This is a genomic window from Sporosarcina luteola (assembly GCF_023715245.1).
GTDB lineage: Bacteria > Bacillota > Bacilli > Bacillales_A > Planococcaceae > Sporosarcina > Sporosarcina luteola_C.
Genome location: NZ_JAMBNV010000001.1, coordinates 2158525 through 2178209, shown reverse-complemented (window position 1 = coordinate 2178209; position 19685 = coordinate 2158525). Strand labels below are relative to the sequence as shown.

The following is a 19685-nucleotide window of genomic DNA, read 5'->3' as shown; positions in this document are numbered from 1 at the left end:
TACTGGGACAATTAGAGTACCGTATCAATATTTGCAAGACGTTAAGGAGGAAACCACAATGACAAATCGCCGATTATTCACTTCTGAATCGGTAACAGAAGGACATCCGGACAAAATGTGCGATCAGATTTCCGACGCTATTTTGGATGCCATTTTAGAGGAAGACCCGAATGCACGCGTAGCCTGTGAAACGACAATCACAACAGGACTCGTACTCGTCATCGGGGAAATCACGACAACAACGTATGTAGACATCCCGAAAGTCGTACGGGATACAGTGAAGGAAATCGGCTATACACGCGCGAAATTCGGCTTCGACTGGGAGACGTCATCCGTATTGACATCCATCGATGAACAGTCCCCAGATATCGCTGCGAGTGTCGACCAGGCACTGGAAGCACGCGAAGGGACAATGAGTGATGAAGAGCTTGAGGCGATCGGAGCGGGTGACCAAGGGCTTATGTTCGGTTACGCTTGCAATGAAACACCTGAGTTAATGCCGATGCCAATTAGCTTATCCCATAAGCTTTCACGCAGACTTGCTGAAGTAAGGAAAGACGACACACTTGACTATTTGCGTCCTGACGGAAAAACACAAGTTACGGTGGAATACGATGAGGATAATAAACCGGTACGGATTGACACCATTGTCATTTCCACTCAACACCATCCTGATATCACTTTGGAGCAAATTCAAAATGACATAAAGGAACATGTAATTTATCCGGTCGTTCCTTCCGAGCTATTGGATGAAGAGACAAAATACTTCATCAACCCATCTGGCCGTTTCGTTATCGGAGGTCCACAAGGGGATGCCGGCTTGACGGGTAGAAAGATTATCGTCGATACATACGGCGGCTATGCGCGTCATGGCGGCGGTGCGTTTTCCGGTAAAGATGCGACAAAAGTCGACCGGTCGGCATCATACGCTGCACGTTATGTAGCGAAGAACATCGTTGCTGCTGGTCTCGCAGATCGTTGTGAAGTCCAGCTTGCATATGCAATCGGTGTTGCAAAACCGGTATCGATTTCTATCGATACATTCGGAACAGGCAAAGTCGAGGAAAGCAAGCTTGTGGAAATTGTGCGCGAGCTGTTCGATCTACGCCCGGCAGGCATTATTAAGATGCTCGACCTGCGCCGTCCAATTTATAAGCAGACTGCGGCATACGGACATTTCGGACGTACCGACGTTGAACTCCCTTGGGAGCAGACGGACAAAGCAGCTGAATTGATTGAAAAAGCTGGAATGACTGTTTAATAATTGAAATATGGAAGCAAAGGAGAAATCCTTGCTTCCTTTTTTATTGTAGAATGAGAAGTTTTTGGGGAGAACGAGAACTATTTGCCGTGGAATGAGAAGTTATTGGCGGAAAACGAGAACTCTTTCGAGAAGAACGAGAAGTTAGCGGGGGAGAACGAGAACTCAGAGAATGGTGGATACAAAGGGAACCTAACTAGATTCATAGCGTTTATATTATAGCAAGAAAAGTGAGGCAGGCGATTCCAAAATGGCGTTCAGCTTATTATTAATTGTGGCTCTCATAGGTATAGTGGCTTTTGTTGCGTTGGTGAGTATTATCATCTTAGTCGTTTCTAAAAATAAATAAAGGTGCCGCTCGACATCGAGCAGCACCAATTTTATTTCTCCATTTCCTTATAAACCTGTCCTTTTTCAACATAGCTGTTCAAGATACGATCCATATCTGCACGGTCCTCGTCATTCAACTCGCGGACCACTTTTGCGGGTGAACCGAGAGCGAGGCAGCCAGGCGGAATTTTCTTACCGGGCGGGACAAGGCTGCCCGCGCCGATGAACGCTCCCTCACCGATTTCCGCACCATCCAAAATGATCGAGCCCATTCCGATGAGCGCACCTTTACGTACAACACAACTATGTAAGAGTGCCTTATGGCCAACTGTCACGTCGTCCTCAATTACTAACGTCTTTCCAGGGCTTTGATGCAAACAGCTTAAATCTTGGATGCTGACCCGTTCACCGATTATCGTCGGGGCGACATCTCCCCTAATGACGGTATTGAACCAGATGGAACTGTCTGCCCCGATTGTTACATCGCCCGTAATCGTCACATAATCCGCGACATAGACAGATGGATCGATTTGCGGCGTCTTTCCGTTGTATGAATAAATCATGAAACGTCTCCTCTTTTCTTAAAATCATGTATAATTTATCGTAACATAAAATTTTCATTTACATAAAGGGGAGGTGAGTCCATGTGGAAATGGGAAGCGGAAGGACAGCCGAAAGCAGTGATTGTGATTGTCCATAATGCTTACGAACATCATCGTAGGTATGCGTGGCTCATTCAAAAGCTGCGGAACGGCGGTTTCCATGTCGTAACAAGCGACTTGCCGGGGCATGGTTCTGAAAGCGGAAGAAGAACCCATGATGAACCGTTCGAGTCGTATGTGGACCATGTGAAGAAAATGATCGACATTGCGCTAGAGGATAACTTGCCGTTATTCGTGCTTGGCCACGGACTTGGCGCCACGATTGTCATGCATATCCTGCAACGTGAAAAGCTGGAGTGCGCAGGCTTTGTGTTCAGCTCCCCTTGGCTCTCCTTGAAGCACCAACCCTCCAAGTTTTCAGGAGTGCTGACGAAGCTTTCAAGTTCCATGAAATTGAATCATGACATTACAATTGAATTACTGACGCAGAACTATGACATGTACATAGAGTTCCAGAACGATCGGGATTATAGCTCCGCGATCGTCGCGTCTTGGTATCGTGAGCTGCATGCTATGATGAAATCGATCATATATCATGAAGAAAGTATATTCGATACACCTGTCCTGATTCACACGGGAGAACATGATAAAATCACTGATACTTCATTTGCAAAAAGATGGTTGTTGAACCAGCATCTATCGGAATTTCAATACAAGGAATGGAAAAGGCTGTACCATGATCTTTATCAAGAGCCTGAGAGGGAGGAAGTATATTTGTACATTGAATCATTCATGAATAATGTCCTTCGCTCACTCGGCTATATTGTATAACTCAAAACCATAAAGGGGAGTGGTTGTTTTGACGGTTATCGGGTTTGTCAGGCACGGCGTTACGGCGTGGAATAAGGAAGGAAGAGCGCAAGGCAATTCGGACGTGCCTTTGGACGATGAAGGAATCGAAATGGCGAAGAGTGTGGCCGACAGATTGTCCAAGGAGCAGTGGGATGTCATTTACACAAGCCATTTAATCAGGGCAAAGAAGACGGCAGAAATTATTGCGGAACAAATGCCTGATGTTGAGCTTGTGGAGGATGCCCGATTACGTGAATTCAGCGGTGGGCTTATTGAAGGGACGACCGAGGCGGAGCGCATCGAGAAGTGGGGGAAGGATTGGAAAGAACAGGACATGGGCTTTGAACCGCATGAATCCATCGTTTCCCGCGGAATGGAATCCATTATGGACATCAAAAACAAGCATGCCGGCCAACGGGTCTTGGTCGTCAGCCATGGTGGATTAATCAAAAGGCTATTAAATGAGCTGATTACGGATACGAATTATGAAACACATCTGGACAACACCTCATTGACAATCGTCGAACTGAATGACGACAAAAATCTTTGCCAACTATTCAACTGCACCGCCCATTTGCAACAGAAGGTTGAGTCTTAATCAAAGAACATCAGGTTCTTTGAAAATAAACCATTCATACCTTCACTGGTCTATACTATATACTATATAAATAGTGAAATCGGGGGCTTTCATATGAAAAAAGAAACCACTACTGAAATCTTGTCTTGGATAAAAGCCATTGTAGTCGCTTGCGTACTCGTATTCGCGATCAGGCACTTCCTATTTTCACCGGTCATTGTATCCGGTCAATCGATGGAGCCGACATTCGAATCGGAAAACCGAGTCATCATTTCAAAAATCCACAAGCTAGATCATTTTGATTTGGTCGTCTTCCATGCACCGGGATCGCAAGAGGATTATATTAAACGGGTGATCGGCTTGCCGGGCGACACGGTTGTCATGAAGGACGACAAGCTCTTCATCAACGGAATAGAGTATGAAGAAAACTATATTCAAGAGAATAAGGAAAGACTTTTCGAGGATCAAAAATTAACGGAGGACTTTGAAGTTACCGTCCCGGATGGGCAGCTTTTTGTGTTGGGTGATAATCGCAGGAACAGCACTGATAGCCGCATAATTGGCTGTATCGATCAAGATTCTGTTGTCGGCAAGGTCGGCTTCAGATTTTATCCACTCAACTCAATCGGCATTCCAAAGTAAATGATGAGTAACACTCCTTCTTTCGGGTATTCCTATATATAGACTACCTATAAAGGAGCGATGACAATGTCCAAAGAAAATATGAAAAAAGAAACCGGCAACAGAGAACATACGAACAGGGCCCAATTGGCGGGAACCGAGTATACTGATGAACAACGGCATACGAACGAAGTCGCCTCCACAGCTTATCAAGGCAGCAAGAAGGAGAAAGTGGATATTCAAAACGATAAACTAGAATCAGGCGGCTTTTAGTCAACAACCTCTGCGGAAATGCAGAGGTTGTTTCTTTTTCAAGGACACCGACTCTACAAAAAAGCGCTCGTATGGTAAATTAAGTTCATCGTAAGAAGAAGGAGTACGTATGCAATGACTGATTTTTTTACAAGAAAAAAGAATGAACTACAAATAGAACTAAACGATATACAAAAAAATGCCGTTTTGCAGACGGAAGGTCCGCTGCTGTTATTAGCATGTCCCGGATCGGGGAAAACAACAACAATGATCATGCGGATCGGCTATCTGATCGAGGAGAAGAATGTTAACCCGAATCGCATTAAAGCAATCACATTCAGCCGGGCATCAGCACGCGATATGACAGAGCGCTTTCAACGTTTTTTCCCGCAGTATCCTCCAGTTGATTTCTCGACCATTCATAGCCTCGCATTCACAATCACACGCACATACTTGCAAAAGACGGGCGTCGCATTCGAATTGATTGAAGGCGGCGGGAAAGGGAAACAGGTGCTCACAAAAACGGCTTTGCTGAAACGCCTCTACAAAGAAGCGCTTCGGGAAGACGGCACGGAAGAGGAAATGGCCTCGTTATCAACATTCATCAGTTATTTGAAAAACAGGATGATTCCTTTCAACGAGTGGGATCAAGTAGAGGCACCGTTTGAGAAGGCGGGCAACATCGCACTGAACTATGAACAATTCAAATCGAAGACGGAAGGGCATCTCCTCCTCGATTTTGATGATATGTTGTCCATCGCGGAACAGGCGCTGCGTATGGATGAACAACTTGCCGAACAGTTCCGCTCGCGATATGACTATATTTTGACAGATGAGAGCCAGGACACATCGCTCGTTCAACATCGGATAGTCGAACATCTCGTTGCGCACCACGGCAATCTTTGCGTCGTGGCGGATGACGATCAATCCATCTACACATGGCGCGGAGCGGATCCCGCTTATTTACTGAACTTTAAACTAGTATATCCGGATGCAAAATTGCTCAGGATGGAGCAGAATTACCGCTCCTCCAAAGAGATAGTTGATACGGCGGCCCAATTCATTACTCGCAATAAGCAAAGATATATAAAAGAGATGAGGACGGAAAATAAAGAGTCGGGACCGATTGTCATAAAGCAATTCGAAGACCCGAAACGGCTTCTGGAGTATGTCACATATGAATTATTGGATGAGCAGAATCTTGAGGAAGTCGCTATTTTATTCAGGAACAATTCTTCTTCCACTATGTATGTCAACGAACTGCATAGAAGGGGAATCCCTTTCTATATGAAAGATGCGGATGACCGATTCTTTTCCCATTGGGTTGTAGAAGATATTTTAAATTTCATGCGCCTCAGCTTCAATACGGAACGAAAGGATATCTTCGCAAAAGTCGCCATGAAAATGAACTTGTTCATTTCACGCGATATGTTGTCGAAGTTCATGAATCAATCGACATCTGGAAATGTTTTTGAGGCATTTGTCCAAACTGTCCAATTAAAAGGGAGTCAAATCGAAAAATTGGATACTTGCATTGATGTCTATAAACGGATCCCTGACATGCGTCCAGTTCAAATAATCCGGATGATCCGATATGAGCTCGAATATGAAGAAGCTTTAAAAAGCCGGGCAGCAAAATTCGGTTACCGGATCGATCATCTTCTAGGCATCCTTGATACACTCGAAGGAATCGCTTCACAAGTGCGAACAATGGTCGATTTCGCGAATCGTTTGAAGGAATTGGAACAAGCTGTCCAACAGGCAAAATTTAATCCCCCTGAAAATGCCTTGACGTTGTCTACATTTCATAGTGCCAAAGGATTGGAATTCAGGCGCGTATTCATGATTGATTTAGTGAAAGGGATCATTCCTTCTGAAGAGGATGAAATGGACCTGCCGATGCTAGAAGAGGCAAGACGATTATTTTATGTCGGGATGACACGTGCAAAGGAACGGTTGGAATTGCTTTCCTACAGGGAGGCGAACGGGAAATCTAAAGAGGATTCAAGATTTATGAATGAAGTGCGGGGGATCTTGATGAAGCCTGAAGAACGGAAATTGGAGAAATTCAAACAACCCAATTTGTCGACACTGCCCGATCCGGATGGCATCAGCGATAGAACTGCATTATCGGTAGGAATGCACGTCACGCATCGCGTGTTTGGCAGAGGGGTCATCAACGGAATCGGCGAGGAAAATATCCGTATTCAATTCGGAGAGACTGAAAAGCAGCTATTGCTGGAGACAATTTTATCTCGCCGTTTATTGAAAGAGGTTGAGCTATGAAGCAGGCCCTTTATGTCGGAATTGCAGGAGCGATCGGAGCGATTTGCCGTATAGGGATCGGACAACTGCTTGAAGGGTCAACGGATTTTCCGATAAAGACGTTGTCAGTCAATTTGCTCGGAACATTCATCCTTTGTCTTCTTAGTGCAGGCGTCATTCACCGCCTCACCACTGATGAGCGACTTCAGACTTCGATAACGACTGGATTTTTAGGTTCCTTTACAACATTTTCCGCGTTCAGCATGGAAACGGTCAGCCTTTTTCAAAATGGACAATTGGTGCTATCCATCCTGTATTTCAGTAGCAGCATTATTGGAGGACTTGTCGTCGGAATCATCGGCTTACGAATTGGTAACAGGATGGTGAGTGTATGACAGCAGCTGAAGCGGTTGTCATCGGGCTAGGAGGATTTGTAGGGGCAGTTCTACGATATTTCATTTCGACAAAGATGAACAAAGAGAATAGACTTCCGATGGGGACATTAGCTGTCAATTTGATGGGCTCCTTTCTGATCGGTCTTATTTTCGGCTTGGAATTACCGAAGCTATGGACGGTCTTTCTGGCGTCGGGAGTGATGGGTGCTCTTACGACTTTTTCAACTCTACTAAAAGAATTGCTACAGTTATGGAGGAGCGGCCACAGAAGGGAAGCCTTGTTGTATAGCATGTGGACATTCGGATTTGGAGCCGTGTTAGCGTATGCAGGTTTTACCATCGGCCAATTATCGTAATATCGGACTGAAGGACTGTTGACTTCTCCGACAGGACTGGTAATATACAAACATAATCATTCAACATTTGAAACGAATATATACGGAGAGTCGACATAGTAATCCTGTTGTGGGCAGCAAGTAGAGACTGAATGGATAGTGCAAATTCAGGCAGCAGCAGGCATGAAGTACACCGACAGTTTTTCTCCGATTGAAATGAAGTGGACTGCAGGTTTGCCTGTCGTCAATCAGGGTGGTATCGCGGAGAACTCCTTCGTCCCTTATCCAAGGGATGGAAGGGGTTTTTTTCGTCTAGACTTCGGGTGGCAGAAAGGCTGCCTTAATTTCTGCAAAAACCGCAGAAATATGGCAAAGCGAACCCTTCGCAGTTCGATTTGCTCGGGACATAAGTCAGCTCCGCTGCACGGCAAAAGGCGCCGTTTCGCAGATCCGCCTTATGCCTGTCGCAGTGAAAGCCGTCACGAAGAACGGCTTTTGCGAGTAAAAGCGTAGCGTTAGGAGCAACGGTCCCGCCACCCTCCGCTTTTGTAGTGTTTATGCTAGTTACTAGGAGGAGTTCAATATGTTTCAAATAAAAGCGATTCATTCGCCAAAGATCTGGGAATCGGCACTGCTCGTATTCGGCATCGTGGCGATGATCAGTGTCAGTATAATAAAATTCGATTCCGTTCCCCATTTGCCAATTCTATTTTCGATTTTATTATTAATCGGATATGGACTTTTGAGGGGGATCTCTTTCCGTAAACTTGAGAAGGGATTGGTGGAAGGGGCTGGAGCCGGCATGGGGGCAGTCTTCCTCTTTTTCTTCATCGGCATTCTCATCAGCAGTTGGATGATGAGTGGAACGATTCCTTCATTGATTTACGCAGGGTTCCATTTAATAACCCCTACATTCTTTTTTGCAATCGTCTTCGCCGTCACAGCCATCGTCGGCATCTCGATCGGCAGTTCCTTGACAACAGTGGCAACGGTCGGCGTGGCGTTCATCGGAATGGCGAGTGTACTTGAACTGTCACTGCCGATTGCGGCGGGAGCTATCGTTTCAGGTGCGTTCTTTGGCGATAAAATGTCGCCGTTGTCGGACACGACGAACCTCGCGTCTTCGATAGTGGGGGTCGATCTGTTTGAGCATATCCGCAACATGGGGTGGACGACGGTGCCTGCATTCATCTTGTCATTTGTTTTGTTTGGAGTGATATCACCGGACGTGACGACAGGGGAGTTCGATAAGATTGCAATGTTCCAGGAAACGTTGCTGGAAACAGGGATGATCCATTGGTATACAGTCATTCCGCTCGTTGCTTTATTTATCTTGACGATTTTAAAGGTTCCTGCATTCCTTACATTGGCAATCAGCTCCGCAGTGGCGGTCGTACTTTCTTTTCTCCATCAAAGCATTGGATTTTCACAAGTGCTTGGAATCCTGTTTAGCGGATACGTCTCCACTACCGGAGTTGGGGACGTTGATGCCTTACTGACGCGAGGCGGCATGGAGAGCATGATGTTCACAGTTGCTCTCGTATTGCTCGCGTTAAGCATGGGCGGCTTGCTGTTCACGTTAGGGATTGTCCAAAGTTTGTTGGCGCAGGTTGAAATGCTGTTGAAGAAAGTGTCTTCTGTCATCATGGCATCCGCGATGACAGCGATCGGCATCAATGTATTGATCGGTGAACAGTATTTATCTATATTATTGACGGGGCAGGCGTTCCAAACACAATACGAGAAGGTCGGCCTGGCGAATAAAAACTTGAGCCGCGTCATGGAAGATGCGGGAACAGTTGTGAATCCACTCGTACCATGGAGTGTATGTGGGATTTTCATAACGAATGTATTAGGCGTTTCGACAGTCGACTATTTGCCTTTCGCATTCTTCTGCCTGTTATCGCCGATATTGACAATTCTATTCGGGTATATGGGGAAGACGTTGACACGCACGACATGATAAAAGAAACACCGAGGTTGTAGACCTCGGTGTTTTGTCATTTATTCAACTGGTATTCCTCGGTATAATTCGTCGCTTTCCGAAGTGCTTGTTCCTCGGCTGGAATCCGGACAGACATCATCCAAATATTGAGTAAGGAAAAGACGACTGCAGTAATTAAGGCATTGAATAATAACGGCAATACAAGAAGCTCTGTAGCAACGATGATGTAATTTGGATGTCGAAGCCATTTGTACGGTCCTTTCCGCACGACCTGCGCATTTGGGAGGACAATGATTTTTGTGTTCCAGAACTTCCCTAATGTAGCGAGGCACCAAACTCTCAGGATTTGCGCCGCCAAGAATATCGCCAACCACATCGGCCATATTGCAGAGAGCTGGCGTTGGAACAATAAAACCTCGGAAATGAGTGCGATAAAAAAGAATACATGCATAGCTACCATAAATGGATAATGGGATGCGCCTGCTTCAAAGGCGCCTTGGTCTTTCATCCATTTTTCGTTTCGCTTCGCAATGAACAATTCAAGAATCCGCTGCAAAATGATCAAGGATACGATAATACCGATCATCATCTATGACACCTCAATCCCATTTCAACAACAGCAATTCACCGCAAAATCCTGGGCCGAGCGCGGCCATCAATCCATAATCGCCTGCCGCCGGTTCGGATTCCATGAATTGCTTGAGTACGTAAAGGACTGTAGGGGAGGACATATTTCCGTGATTCCTTAGAACGTCTCTCGAAATATCGGTTTTAGAACTGTCGAATCCCAAGGAATCCTCGTACGCCGTCAACACTTTTTTGCCGCCAGGATGTGCGACGAAATGAGTGACATCATCTTTATCAAGATTATAGGAACCAAGAAATTCATGTACGAATGGCCCGAGCCAATTGGTAATAATGGATGGAATGCTCTTCGAGAAGATGACATATAAGCCATTGTTTTTAATGTCCCAGCCCATGACATCTTCAGAGTCAGGCATCCACTTTGAAGTGGTGCCGATGATGGACGGTACAGGGATGGATGCAGCAATTTCGGATTGATCCCCCGAAATGAGCGCACAGGCGACGCCGTCAGAGAATAAGGACACCCCGACGAGATTGCTCTTCGAATAGTCATCCTTTTGGAATGTCAAACTGCAAAGCTCTACGGAAAGCACCAATACGTTAGCTTTAGGAAAGGCTTTGCAATATTCGAAAGCCCGGCTTACTCCTGCAGCCCCTCCAGCGCAACCGAGTCCCCAAATCGGAATCCGCTTTACATCGTCGCGAAAAGGCAGCCTGTTCATAATGCGGGCATCTATGCTCGGTGTAGCAATGCCTGTACTGGAAATGAAGAAAATTGCATCGATCTCCGAAGGGGCCACAGCTTCAGCCAATGTAGTGGATTCTTGCAGGCAAGCTTGTACAGCCTGCACACCGAAATCGATTGCTTGGCGGATGTATAAATCATTCCGCTCTTCAAAATCATGCGGCTGTCCATACCACTCAAGTGGCATGCAAACATCCCGCTTCTCGATATCTCCGTTTTGAAAGACTTTCAACAGCCGTTCAATATCTTTAAATTCTCGGCTGAAAAGGGAGCGTGTCAATTGGACAGCTTCCTCCTGTTTCACCTCATGAGGAGGCAGGACAGTACTGACGGAAAGTATTTTTGGCATGGATAGACCTCCGATATCTTTATCAATCTGTTACCTAGAAAGCTAGTTACTAAACATTATCTAATTGTGATGGATGGAAAATGGAATTGCAGTTACAGTAGTTTATGAAGAGGGGGAAACGAATATGAAAGCCCGGCTGACATTCGGGCTTCAATCGGTTGGAGATAGTAGTTTGCACAACCTACGGAAATTCAATTTAAATTTGTCATTGCTTTCTTTCGATCGCTTCTTAGGACCGCGAAGACGTCCTCCCGCCATCCTGATTTTCTGTGCTGCATGTCGCGCGTATAATAGTTGATCGATATTTTCATTTGTATACAGTCTGCCGTTCTGATCAATTGGATGTCCTTGCTTCGCCAACACCATGGCGGCTAATCCATAATCCTGGGTTACGACAATATCCCCTTTTTGAACCTTATTGACGAGAACAAAGTCGACAGCGTCCGCCCCTTTGGAAACGATAATCGTCTCCGCCCCTTCACGATGCATTTCATGGGCTGTGTCGCAAATGAGCGTGCAGGGCAGATTGAATTGCTTTGCAATGGAAATTGTTTCATTGACGACTGGACAGCCATCTGCATCCACAAAAATCATCATGATTGTCTTGACCTCTTTTCAATTGATATGTAAGCGGTTTTAATCATCATACTATATATGAATAGATGCCTCACTATATCATATTCATTCGTTTTCTTTTCATTCAATAAGGGTATGTGAAAGGAAATATGGGAGAAGGAGCGGGGTCAGCATGAAGAAAGAAGAAGCCAGGATGACGATCGAGGAGTCAGAAAGCTATGGTCGAGCGATAAACGCCCGAAATGCAGCAGTTGAAAGAATTCAAGTGTATGAAGAGGAAGAGATTATTCCTGCCGATCAGCTTCCGCCGCCATTGAGCGAGGACGAAATTAAAAAACGTGTCGGTGAATCAAATTATAACTATATGAAAGACGATAATGTGATGAATTCCATAAACAGTTGAAGAGGGCGGAGGATCGCCCTCTATTTTTATGTTTTTGATTAGTTTTCGGTTGGATTCGAATAGTTATCTAGTGAATATGGAAAGTTATCTATTGAAAAACTTGAGTTATCTATTGAATATAGAAGGTTATCTATAGAATAGCAGGAGTTATCTATCGAATCCGTTCATTTATCACCAAATAGGGACTAACGAATCATCTAACAGTTATTCTTCCGTTATCCGATTTCAGCCGGATTTGGTGCAATTCCTCGCCGAAGCGGCTGCGTGAATTCCGCTCGCCGTAAATATCGATTCGTCCGTGCCCGGTTTTCGCTAGGATGGTCGCATTCGTCGCCTTGTGAGTCGTCGCAATTTCAATGCTTCCATTATCGGTCCGGAAATCGATGTTGCGATCCAAATTTTCACCTGCAAGAACGATTCGGCCATTGTCCGTAATTGCTGTCAGCTCTCCATCGACTTGGTCGAACTCTATACGTCCATTATCAGATTCGGCATAGATCGATTCTGCTTCGACATGTCTCATCGTCACCCGGCCGTTATCGGTTTTTGCCTTCAAGCGGTCCGTTTGCACTTTCAAAATTTCAATGCGGCCGTTATCCGTCTCCGCTTCGAGCGAAGTGGCTGCAAGTTCTGCCAATTCAATGCGTCCGTTATCTGTGCGGCACTCGATTTGTTTCCCAATCAGTTTTTCGGCTTGGATCCTTCCATTATCCGATTTCATGGAAATGGATTGATACAATTTCTTTGGAATGAACACTTTCAATGCCACACCCTTCGTATTGAAATTGAACATGAACAACCAATGCGCTTTGTTTTTCAATTTGATCTTAAGTGTATCTCCGAGGACTTCCGCGGTGAGCTCCAGTCTTTCTTTCGTCCCTGTCAGCTCGATTCTCGTATCAGCCGAGTCGGAAGGGAGGACGGTAAGTGAGCCATGCTGGACATCGATATCCACCTTTGTGAAACTGTCATCCTGGATCGTGATTACTTCACTCGTTGGACTCGCAATACTATCATCTGCTTCTGCAAATGGATAGGCTTCCAACAGCTCAGCTGCGATCTTTGCAGGCGAGCCAAGGGATGCTGCAATTTCCTCTTCCGCTTTTCCATCATCGCGGCCATTCAAGAAGTATTCACGGATATCCTGGAGAATATCGTTTCTTTCATCTGCAGGCAAACGTTTTAAAGCTTGTTCCAGCTCACTAATAAATCGGTTTTCAGTCATGGCGAACGCCCTCCTCAATCAAAGTATTAACCCCTTCAGTAAAACTGCGCCATTCATTCAATTGTTCGTGCAAATAGTCCCGCCCTACATCTGTCAGTTTGTAATACTTGCGGGGAGGTCCTTCCGTCGATTCCTGAAGGTAAGTCGTGAAATAACCTTCTTTCGTCAGGCGCCGCAGCAATGGATAGACAGAGCCTTCGGAAATGGAAATCTGGTCCGAAATCTTCTGTACAAGTTCATAGCCGTATCGATCCTGTTTATCCAATAGAACGAGGACACACAAATTCAACACGCCTTTTTTGAATTGGATATTCATGAATCATTCTCCTTTCCGGTATTGTTCATTGAACAATACTGACTAATCAAACATACTGATTGGGTACAATATAGCACACGGTATTATTCATTGCAAGGTACTGTGGAAAAATAATTTATCCGAAACTTTTTCATTGACCGCACGTATAGGAGGTATGAAGTAGGAGGTGCACAACATGTTCGGAAGAAGAAAGTCGAAAACAGAAGAAGCAAGGACAACGTATTTCAGCGTCGGCATCATTTCGGTCAATGAACTGAACGATGACCAGTATGAAGCGTGGACAGACGAGTTGATGGATGCCGCTGAGAATGTAGGATCTACGACTTCTCTAATTCAAGCCAGCTGGGATGAAGAGCAATTGAAGATTCTTATAAAGCGTTTTCCGGAAGTAGAAATGAACGAGACATTTTTTATAATAAATGAAATTATCCATGAAGATATTGAGAAGGAAATCAAATTACTCGAGCAAAAACATAAATGGAAGAAGTTCTTTAATACGATTCCGCTGACGGATTATATTGACGCGGAGGATCGTGTAGTGTTGGACGCAAGTAAAACGCTTTTCTGTACAAATGATGTGCAGGAAGCAGCGGGATTCTTAAAAAACAGGCTGGAAGGGTAGTCAACTAAGGAGGAAACGGTATGGAAGGAAGTTATTTCGTTGGATGGGGAACGCTTGCGTTAATTAATGCGGGGATTGCACAAGGGAAAAATAGAAGCGGGCTGAATTGGTTTTTCCTATCATTGCTGTTAGGTCCATTCGCAACATTCTGCCTCGTCATTGCTGATAAAAGATAACTTTTTCAAAAATGCTGACATATGGTAAACTATTTCTGTACTCGAAATAAATAGGTGTAGGGGGAATTGGTAATGGCAGAAGTGAAGATCATCTTTGCAAAGGATGAATTGATTAGCGGAAGCGAAGCACAGAAAAATTTCGTTGAGCAGCAGAAGGCTGGCTATTGTTCGGTCTTGATTGAAGACACGCATTACGTCGTAATCAAGGAAGCCGAAACGGCAAATGTTGAAAAAGTCCGGGCGACGGCAGGAAACATAGCACGTGATTTGGCAACGCAAAAAGTGGATAAGGCGACTGTACAGCAAGGCGTCTTAGGGAATGTGTTTGCAGGTTTGCAAAAAGAGGATGTCCATACTGCTTTCGCGGAAGGTTGGGATCTCGGTTCCTATCAATTCTTGTCTTATAAATCAGAGGCGGAACGATTCAATACAGAACTTGAAGTTGATGAAAGCGATATGCAAGCAGCCATTCAAACAGGCAAAATACGTGCAGCTGCAACCGCCTTCTCACGTGACTTGATGAATGAATTGTCGGACGTCTTGAACCCTGAAACGTATCCTGAAGTATTGAAGCAAAAGTTCGAAGGCAAAGATGTTGAAGTAACAGTACACGGCAAAGAGCAGCTAGAAGAGATGGAAATGAACGGTCTACTGACGGTTTGCCGGGGAAGCAAATACAACCCATCATTTGTGGAAATCCGATATGAAGGGGATGCCACTAAACCGCTAGTCGCGCTCGTCGGAAAAGGCGTTACATTCGATACAGGTGGCATCAGCCTGAAGAGCGGCAAAGATTTAAGTGATATGCGTATGGATATGGGCGGTTCCGCGGCAGTTGCTGGAGCAATGCAGCTGCTCGTCGATTCACAGGCGAAAGTGAATGTCATCGCGTTGATTCCGATGGTTGAAAACACGCCGGATGCAAATTCCGTATTCCCTGGCGAAGTCATCCGTTATAAAAACGGCAAAACAGTCCAAGTGGGGAATACAGACGCAGAAGGACGCCTCATCTTAGCAGACGCACTAATCCGTGCGGGCGAACTGAATGCTGAATATATTGTTGACATTGCGACGTTAACAGGTGCCATTGTTAATGCATTAGGCTCGGAAATTGGCGGCGTCTTCGGCGATGAAGAATTGTCCTTCATCATGAAAAAAGTAGGCGATCAAAACGGTGACTTCGTCTGGCCAATGCCATTGGTCGAAGCATATGACAAGTCATTGGCAAGCGATTATGCAGACATGAATAATATCAGTTCATTGAACTTTGCAGGCTCGATCACGGCAGGCCTTTTCCTACGCCGCTTCGTGCCGGAAAACAGCAAATGGCTTCACGTTGACATGGCGGGCATGATGAGCAAGTCAAGTGCATCCGGGTATTATGCAAAATCTGCAACCGGCTATGGTGCTAGATTGCTGGCCGACTACACTGTTGAAATTTCGAAGTAATATAGCGCGAAGAGGGAGCTGTCCAAGATAAGCCAGGACAGCTCTTTTTATTACGATTGGAAGAAGTCGGCCAGCGCCCAAAACAGGGCATCCCGCGTCCAAAGTGAGGTGCTGCGCGTCCAAAACCAGCCTCGCTGCGTCCAAAGTACGTTGTTCAGTGTCCAAAGCCAGACATCCTATTTTATTAGATTCTCATCCTTTATCATGTTCGTTAAAAATTTTGATTATAATTTGGTAATGTAGTGTAATATATTGTGTATATAAAGAAATATCTGTTTTCAGGGAAGGTGATCTCTCAAATGATTAATAACGAAGACCCGATACAATTACTTGCTATACTCAATGAATTATACCCAGTAGAGTTACTTACGGTTCTAGCAGTAACAAATGAGATATTCCGATGTACTGCCAAACAAGATGTTTACTTCGCCAGAATCACCAATTACAAGTCTTACGAAGAACAGCTTGAAGAAGTTACATATACAAACTTCTTGAAAAAAGAAGGATTGGCAGTATCGCCAACAATTTCTTCATTGAATCGGAATGTAGTAGAAAAAATAATACTTGGCAGCAAAGAAGCATTAACCGTTCTATATAAAGCAGCCCCTGGTATCCATTTACCAAGAGATCAGTGGAACGCTGATGTATTAAAAGAATTTGGCCGACAAATCGGTAGATTACATCGTTTTTCAAAGAAATTTGAAGAGATCCATCCAGTGAAGCATATTAAAAATTGGTATGAGAATGAGGAATATGCTTTTCACAAATATATCCCTGAAGGGGAAAGTGCGATTAGGGATATTGCGCAAGACGTTTTATCAACGATTAAAGCGTTGCCACAAAACCGTTCGAACTACGGATTGCTCCATGGAGATTTGTGGTTAGAAAACGTATTGGTTGATGAAGGTTCGAAATTATCAATGGTCGATTTTCAAGACTGCGAGAAAAATTTCTATATTTTCGATTTGGCTGTCCCCATTTACAGCGCGATTGAATATTCTTTCGTAGGGGGAGGCAATATAGTCGATTATGGACGAGACGTCGCAAAAGCAGTTATTGACGGATACCAAGAGGAGAATGACCTTCCTGCTGAAATGCTTGAACACCTTCCATTGTTCATTAAACTAAAGGAAGTCTTCGAATACAGCATGATGCATATGTACTGGAATAAAGAAAAGCTAACAGAAGAGCAAATTCGAATCATGAACCATTATAGGATGAGAATTGAACGGAATCAGTCGCTACTAAGTTAAAACTACTGGTGAGTTGTAGAGGGGGAATATCTATGGAACAAAATACTACACAAGCTTACATACCACCTAAACATTTCGTTTCAGCAGCAACAATAGTACTCAATGACAAAAATGAAATTTTATTAATTAAAGGACCTTTGAGAGGCTGGGAGATGCCAGGTGGAATCGTTGAAGAAGGTGAGTCTTTGAAAGATGCAGCAATTAGGGAAACAAAGGAGGAGTCAGGTATTGAAATTGAAGTTCTTAAATTCTGTGGAATATTTCAGAATGTGAACAAATCAATTTGTAATACGCTATTTTTAGCTAAGCCAATCGGAGGCGAATTAACAACTTCACCAGAGAGTTTGGAAGTTGGTTTCTATACTGTCAAACAAGCTTTGGAAATGGTGACCCTGGGGAATTTCAGGCAAAGAATAGAATACTGTCTTGATAACAGTATTCAACCATTTTATGTGGAATTTTAGGACCTATGGCTAGGGGGATTAATTTGAAAATCAGGCTGTCGAAATACGATGAAAATTGGGTTCAAATGTTCAATGCTGAAGCTCTAATTTTAAGAGGAATATTCGGGGATGAAATCATCAAATTCGAACATTTTGGGAGTACCGCTGTTCCGGGGATGAAGGCAAAGCCTGTCATCGATATGATGTGTCTCGTGAAAGACATCAAGAAGATCGATTCGTTTAATGAACAGATGCTTTCGCTTGGATATAACGTTGTTGGTGAATGGGGAATCGAAGGCAGACGATTATTTCGCAAAGGTGGGGAAAAGAGAACCCATCATATTCATGTCTATCAGCAGGATAACTTACATATTCAAAGACATCTGGTATTGCGAGATTATTTAAGAGCGCACCCTGACGAAGCCGCACGATATACATCTTTAAAAGAAGAGTTGGCTCAACGATATGATGACACAGCTTTTTACAGCAAAGCAAAAAAGCCTTTTGTAGAGGAATTGGAACAGCGTGCGTTGATCTGGAATAAAAACCTGCAAGTATGAACCCTCCATAATGAGGGATGGGATACATGAGTTGGTTGGGATGTAACGAAACTACAAAGGGGATTAATAATGAAAAACTTCCGCTATGAAATAGTAAAGATACCTGCGTATCGAGGAGTCGGGTTAAAGTGGGATGGTCCGTACACAGAAATTACTATTCTGAAAGAACTTATTGCTAATATGAGTAGTAGAGTTCACGAGTTAGATCATACAATCAATCCAAAAGTGCAATTAGGATTGTCCTATCATCTTAGACCCGATGGATTTGTACATTATTCTGTATATGAAGTTGGTGAAGAACAAGAGCTCCCTGAAGGAATGATGGAAATAAACGTACCAGAAATGACATATTTAATGACACATCATACAAGAGAGCAAGACATCGGTCAAACTTATGGAAAAATATTGGAGTGGCTAAAAATAAGTGATTATGAACCTTACATTGAGCCGAATGTTGATTATTATGATGATTTACCAATAAAACACGAAAGGTATCCGAGTGATCGTGATGTAAATAACCCCCATTTTGATATTTATATACCTATACAGCGTAAAAAGTGAGGGATAGAACATTGATTTCATTAAAAGATGTTAAGGATGCCAAAGAACGAATTAGCGCTATAGCGCATGTTACGCCGATTCTACAATCAGAGCAACTCTCCAAAATATGTGGAAATCAGATGTTTTTAAAATCGGAGCATTTACAAAAGACAGGTTCATTTAAAATACGAGGAGCAAGCAACAAAGTCATACATACTATTGAAAATGGAGCGAAGTATGTAACAGCGGCATCTTCGGGCAATCACGGCCAAGCCGTTGCCTATATTGCAAATAAATATGGAGTTCCGGCAACAATTGTCGTTCCTGAAAACGTCAGTACGTGTAAAGTTAACGCAATACAGGCATACAATGGCAAGGTGGAAATGTGCGGTACTACTTCTGGAGAGCGATTGCCAAGAGCACAGGCGATTGCCGATCAAGAAAAAGGCGTATTCATTCCTCCGTATGACGACCCATTCATAATGGCAGGGCAAGGAACGATTGGATTGGAAATTTTAAACCAGGTGGAAAATGTCGACGTAATCATTGTCCCCATCGGAGGCGGGGGGCTCATATCCGGAATTCTGACTGCAATTAAAGAAACGAATCCGAACATCAAAGTGATTGGTGTAGAGCCTGAGCTTGCCAATGATACATACCTTTCTTTGCAAAATAAGAAAATTACCGCAATCAATGCTGCCGCTACCATTGCAGATGGATTAAGAACCAACCAGCCAGGTGACCTAACCTTCCCTGTTCTTGAGAAATATCTGGACGATATGGTCCTTGTTAGCGAAGACGAAATCCGTCAGGCATTCAGTTTCATTTTGGAACGCACGAAGCAACTAATAGAACCGTCAAGCGCCACAACAATAGCAGCCGCTATGTTCAATAAACTGAACATCCAAGGTAAAAACATTGTAACCGTCATCTCTGGTGGAAACGTAGATTTAGATAAAGTTCATCAGTATATTGTTACTACTACGAGGTGACTGATTCTAATACATT

The 19685-nt window shown here is 44.1% G+C and carries 24 protein-coding genes; 18 read left to right on the top strand and 6 right to left on the bottom strand.

Annotated features, from left to right (window positions below):
* Positions 1-58 precede the first annotated feature (58 nt).
* Positions 59-1261 (top strand): methionine adenosyltransferase, encoded by a 1203-nt coding sequence (gene metK, locus M3152_RS10560; protein ID WP_251695076.1) that lies wholly within the window; start codon positions 59-61, stop codon positions 1259-1261.
* A gap of 380 nt (positions 1262-1641) precedes the next feature.
* On the opposite strand, the gene M3152_RS10555 is transcribed toward metK, so the two are convergent.
* Complete coding sequence (locus M3152_RS10555; protein ID WP_251695075.1) at positions 1642-2154, bottom strand: gamma carbonic anhydrase; 513 nt, start codon at positions 2152-2154, stop codon at positions 1642-1644.
* A gap of 81 nt (positions 2155-2235) precedes the next feature.
* Between M3152_RS10555 and M3152_RS10550 the strand changes: the two genes are divergently transcribed.
* From M3152_RS10550 to nhaC, 8 genes are all read left to right on the top strand, one after another.
* Positions 2236-3024: an alpha/beta hydrolase gene (locus M3152_RS10550; protein ID WP_251695074.1), complete on the top strand. Its 789-nt coding sequence runs from the start codon at positions 2236-2238 to the stop codon at positions 3022-3024.
* Positions 3025-3043: 19 nt separating this feature from the next.
* The gene (locus M3152_RS10545; RefSeq protein ID WP_353056611.1) at positions 3044-3643 is read left to right on the top strand and encodes a histidine phosphatase family protein; all 600 of its coding nucleotides are present in this window, start codon (positions 3044-3046) and stop codon (positions 3641-3643) included.
* 93 nt (positions 3644-3736) lie between these two features.
* Positions 3737-4264 (top strand): signal peptidase I, encoded by a 528-nt coding sequence (gene lepB, locus M3152_RS10540; RefSeq protein WP_251695072.1) that lies wholly within the window; start codon positions 3737-3739, stop codon positions 4262-4264.
* 66 nt (positions 4265-4330) lie between these two features.
* Complete coding sequence (locus M3152_RS10535; RefSeq protein ID WP_251695071.1) at positions 4331-4516, top strand: hypothetical protein; 186 nt, start codon at positions 4331-4333, stop codon at positions 4514-4516.
* A gap of 114 nt (positions 4517-4630) precedes the next feature.
* Entirely contained in the window at positions 4631-6781 is a 2151-nt protein-coding gene (locus M3152_RS10530) for an ATP-dependent helicase (RefSeq protein ID WP_251695070.1), read from the top strand.
* Entirely contained in the window at positions 6778-7155 is a 378-nt protein-coding gene (locus tag M3152_RS10525) for a fluoride efflux transporter FluC (RefSeq protein ID WP_251695069.1), read from the top strand. Before M3152_RS10530 ends, M3152_RS10525 begins: the two co-directional genes overlap by 4 nt.
* Positions 7152-7511: a fluoride efflux transporter CrcB gene (crcB, locus tag M3152_RS10520; protein WP_251695068.1), complete on the top strand. Its 360-nt coding sequence runs from the start codon at positions 7152-7154 to the stop codon at positions 7509-7511. The genes M3152_RS10525 and crcB overlap by 4 nt, the downstream gene beginning before the upstream one ends.
* Before the next feature lie 562 nt (positions 7512-8073).
* Complete coding sequence (gene nhaC, locus M3152_RS10515; protein ID WP_251695067.1) at positions 8074-9453, top strand: Na+/H+ antiporter NhaC; 1380 nt, start codon at positions 8074-8076, stop codon at positions 9451-9453.
* A 37-nt stretch (positions 9454-9490) separates the two neighbouring features.
* Here the strand turns inward: nhaC and M3152_RS10510 are convergent, their stop codons facing one another.
* From M3152_RS10510 to M3152_RS10500, 3 genes are all read right to left on the bottom strand, one after another.
* Positions 9491-10024, bottom strand: coding sequence for an isoprenylcysteine carboxyl methyltransferase family protein (locus M3152_RS10510; RefSeq protein ID WP_251695066.1), 534 nt, complete (start codon positions 10022-10024; stop codon positions 9491-9493).
* Between the two features lie 10 nt (positions 10025-10034).
* Positions 10035-11114, bottom strand: a complete 1080-nt coding sequence (locus M3152_RS10505) for a type III polyketide synthase (protein WP_251695065.1) — start codon at positions 11112-11114, stop codon at positions 10035-10037.
* Positions 11115-11264: 150 nt separating this feature from the next.
* Positions 11265-11714: a YaiI/YqxD family protein gene (locus M3152_RS10500; RefSeq protein ID WP_251695320.1), complete on the bottom strand. Its 450-nt coding sequence runs from the start codon at positions 11712-11714 to the stop codon at positions 11265-11267.
* Positions 11715-11862: 148 nt separating this feature from the next.
* Between M3152_RS10500 and M3152_RS10495 the strand changes: the two genes are divergently transcribed.
* Positions 11863-12093, top strand: coding sequence for a hypothetical protein (locus M3152_RS10495; protein ID WP_251695064.1), 231 nt, complete (start codon positions 11863-11865; stop codon positions 12091-12093).
* Positions 12094-12286: 193 nt separating this feature from the next.
* On the opposite strand, the gene M3152_RS10490 is transcribed toward M3152_RS10495, so the two are convergent.
* Positions 12287-13318, bottom strand: a complete 1032-nt coding sequence (locus M3152_RS10490) for a DUF4097 family beta strand repeat-containing protein (RefSeq protein ID WP_251695063.1) — start codon at positions 13316-13318, stop codon at positions 12287-12289.
* Positions 13311-13634 carry a PadR family transcriptional regulator gene (locus tag M3152_RS10485; protein ID WP_251695062.1) on the bottom strand — a complete coding sequence of 108 codons (324 nt, stop codon included), beginning with the start codon at positions 13632-13634 and terminating at the stop codon, positions 13311-13313. Before M3152_RS10485 ends, M3152_RS10490 begins: the two co-directional genes overlap by 8 nt.
* Before the next feature lie 175 nt (positions 13635-13809).
* Between M3152_RS10485 and M3152_RS10480 the strand changes: the two genes are divergently transcribed.
* The 8 genes from M3152_RS10480 (at position 13810) to M3152_RS10445 (ending at position 19669) form a co-directional block, all read left to right on the top strand.
* Positions 13810-14256 (top strand): hypothetical protein, encoded by a 447-nt coding sequence (locus M3152_RS10480; RefSeq protein ID WP_251695061.1) that lies wholly within the window; start codon positions 13810-13812, stop codon positions 14254-14256.
* A gap of 20 nt (positions 14257-14276) precedes the next feature.
* Positions 14277-14432 (top strand): hypothetical protein, encoded by a 156-nt coding sequence (locus M3152_RS10475; RefSeq protein ID WP_251623609.1) that lies wholly within the window; start codon positions 14277-14279, stop codon positions 14430-14432.
* Between the two features lie 72 nt (positions 14433-14504).
* Positions 14505-15881 carry a leucyl aminopeptidase family protein gene (locus M3152_RS10470; protein WP_251695060.1) on the top strand — a complete coding sequence of 459 codons (1377 nt, stop codon included), beginning with the start codon at positions 14505-14507 and terminating at the stop codon, positions 15879-15881.
* A 299-nt stretch (positions 15882-16180) separates the two neighbouring features.
* Positions 16181-17134 (top strand): phosphotransferase enzyme family protein, encoded by a 954-nt coding sequence (locus M3152_RS10465; protein WP_251695059.1) that lies wholly within the window; start codon positions 16181-16183, stop codon positions 17132-17134.
* Between the two features lie 32 nt (positions 17135-17166).
* Positions 17167-17598: an NUDIX hydrolase gene (locus M3152_RS10460; protein WP_251695058.1), complete on the top strand. Its 432-nt coding sequence runs from the start codon at positions 17167-17169 to the stop codon at positions 17596-17598.
* Positions 17599-17621: 23 nt separating this feature from the next.
* Entirely contained in the window at positions 17622-18137 is a 516-nt protein-coding gene (locus M3152_RS10455) for a GrpB family protein (RefSeq protein WP_251695057.1), read from the top strand.
* 69 nt (positions 18138-18206) lie between these two features.
* Complete coding sequence (locus M3152_RS10450; protein ID WP_251695056.1) at positions 18207-18698, top strand: GyrI-like domain-containing protein; 492 nt, start codon at positions 18207-18209, stop codon at positions 18696-18698.
* Positions 18699-18709: 11 nt separating this feature from the next.
* Complete coding sequence (locus tag M3152_RS10445; protein WP_251695055.1) at positions 18710-19669, top strand: threonine ammonia-lyase; 960 nt, start codon at positions 18710-18712, stop codon at positions 19667-19669.
* The last annotated feature ends 16 nt before the right edge of the window (positions 19670-19685 follow it).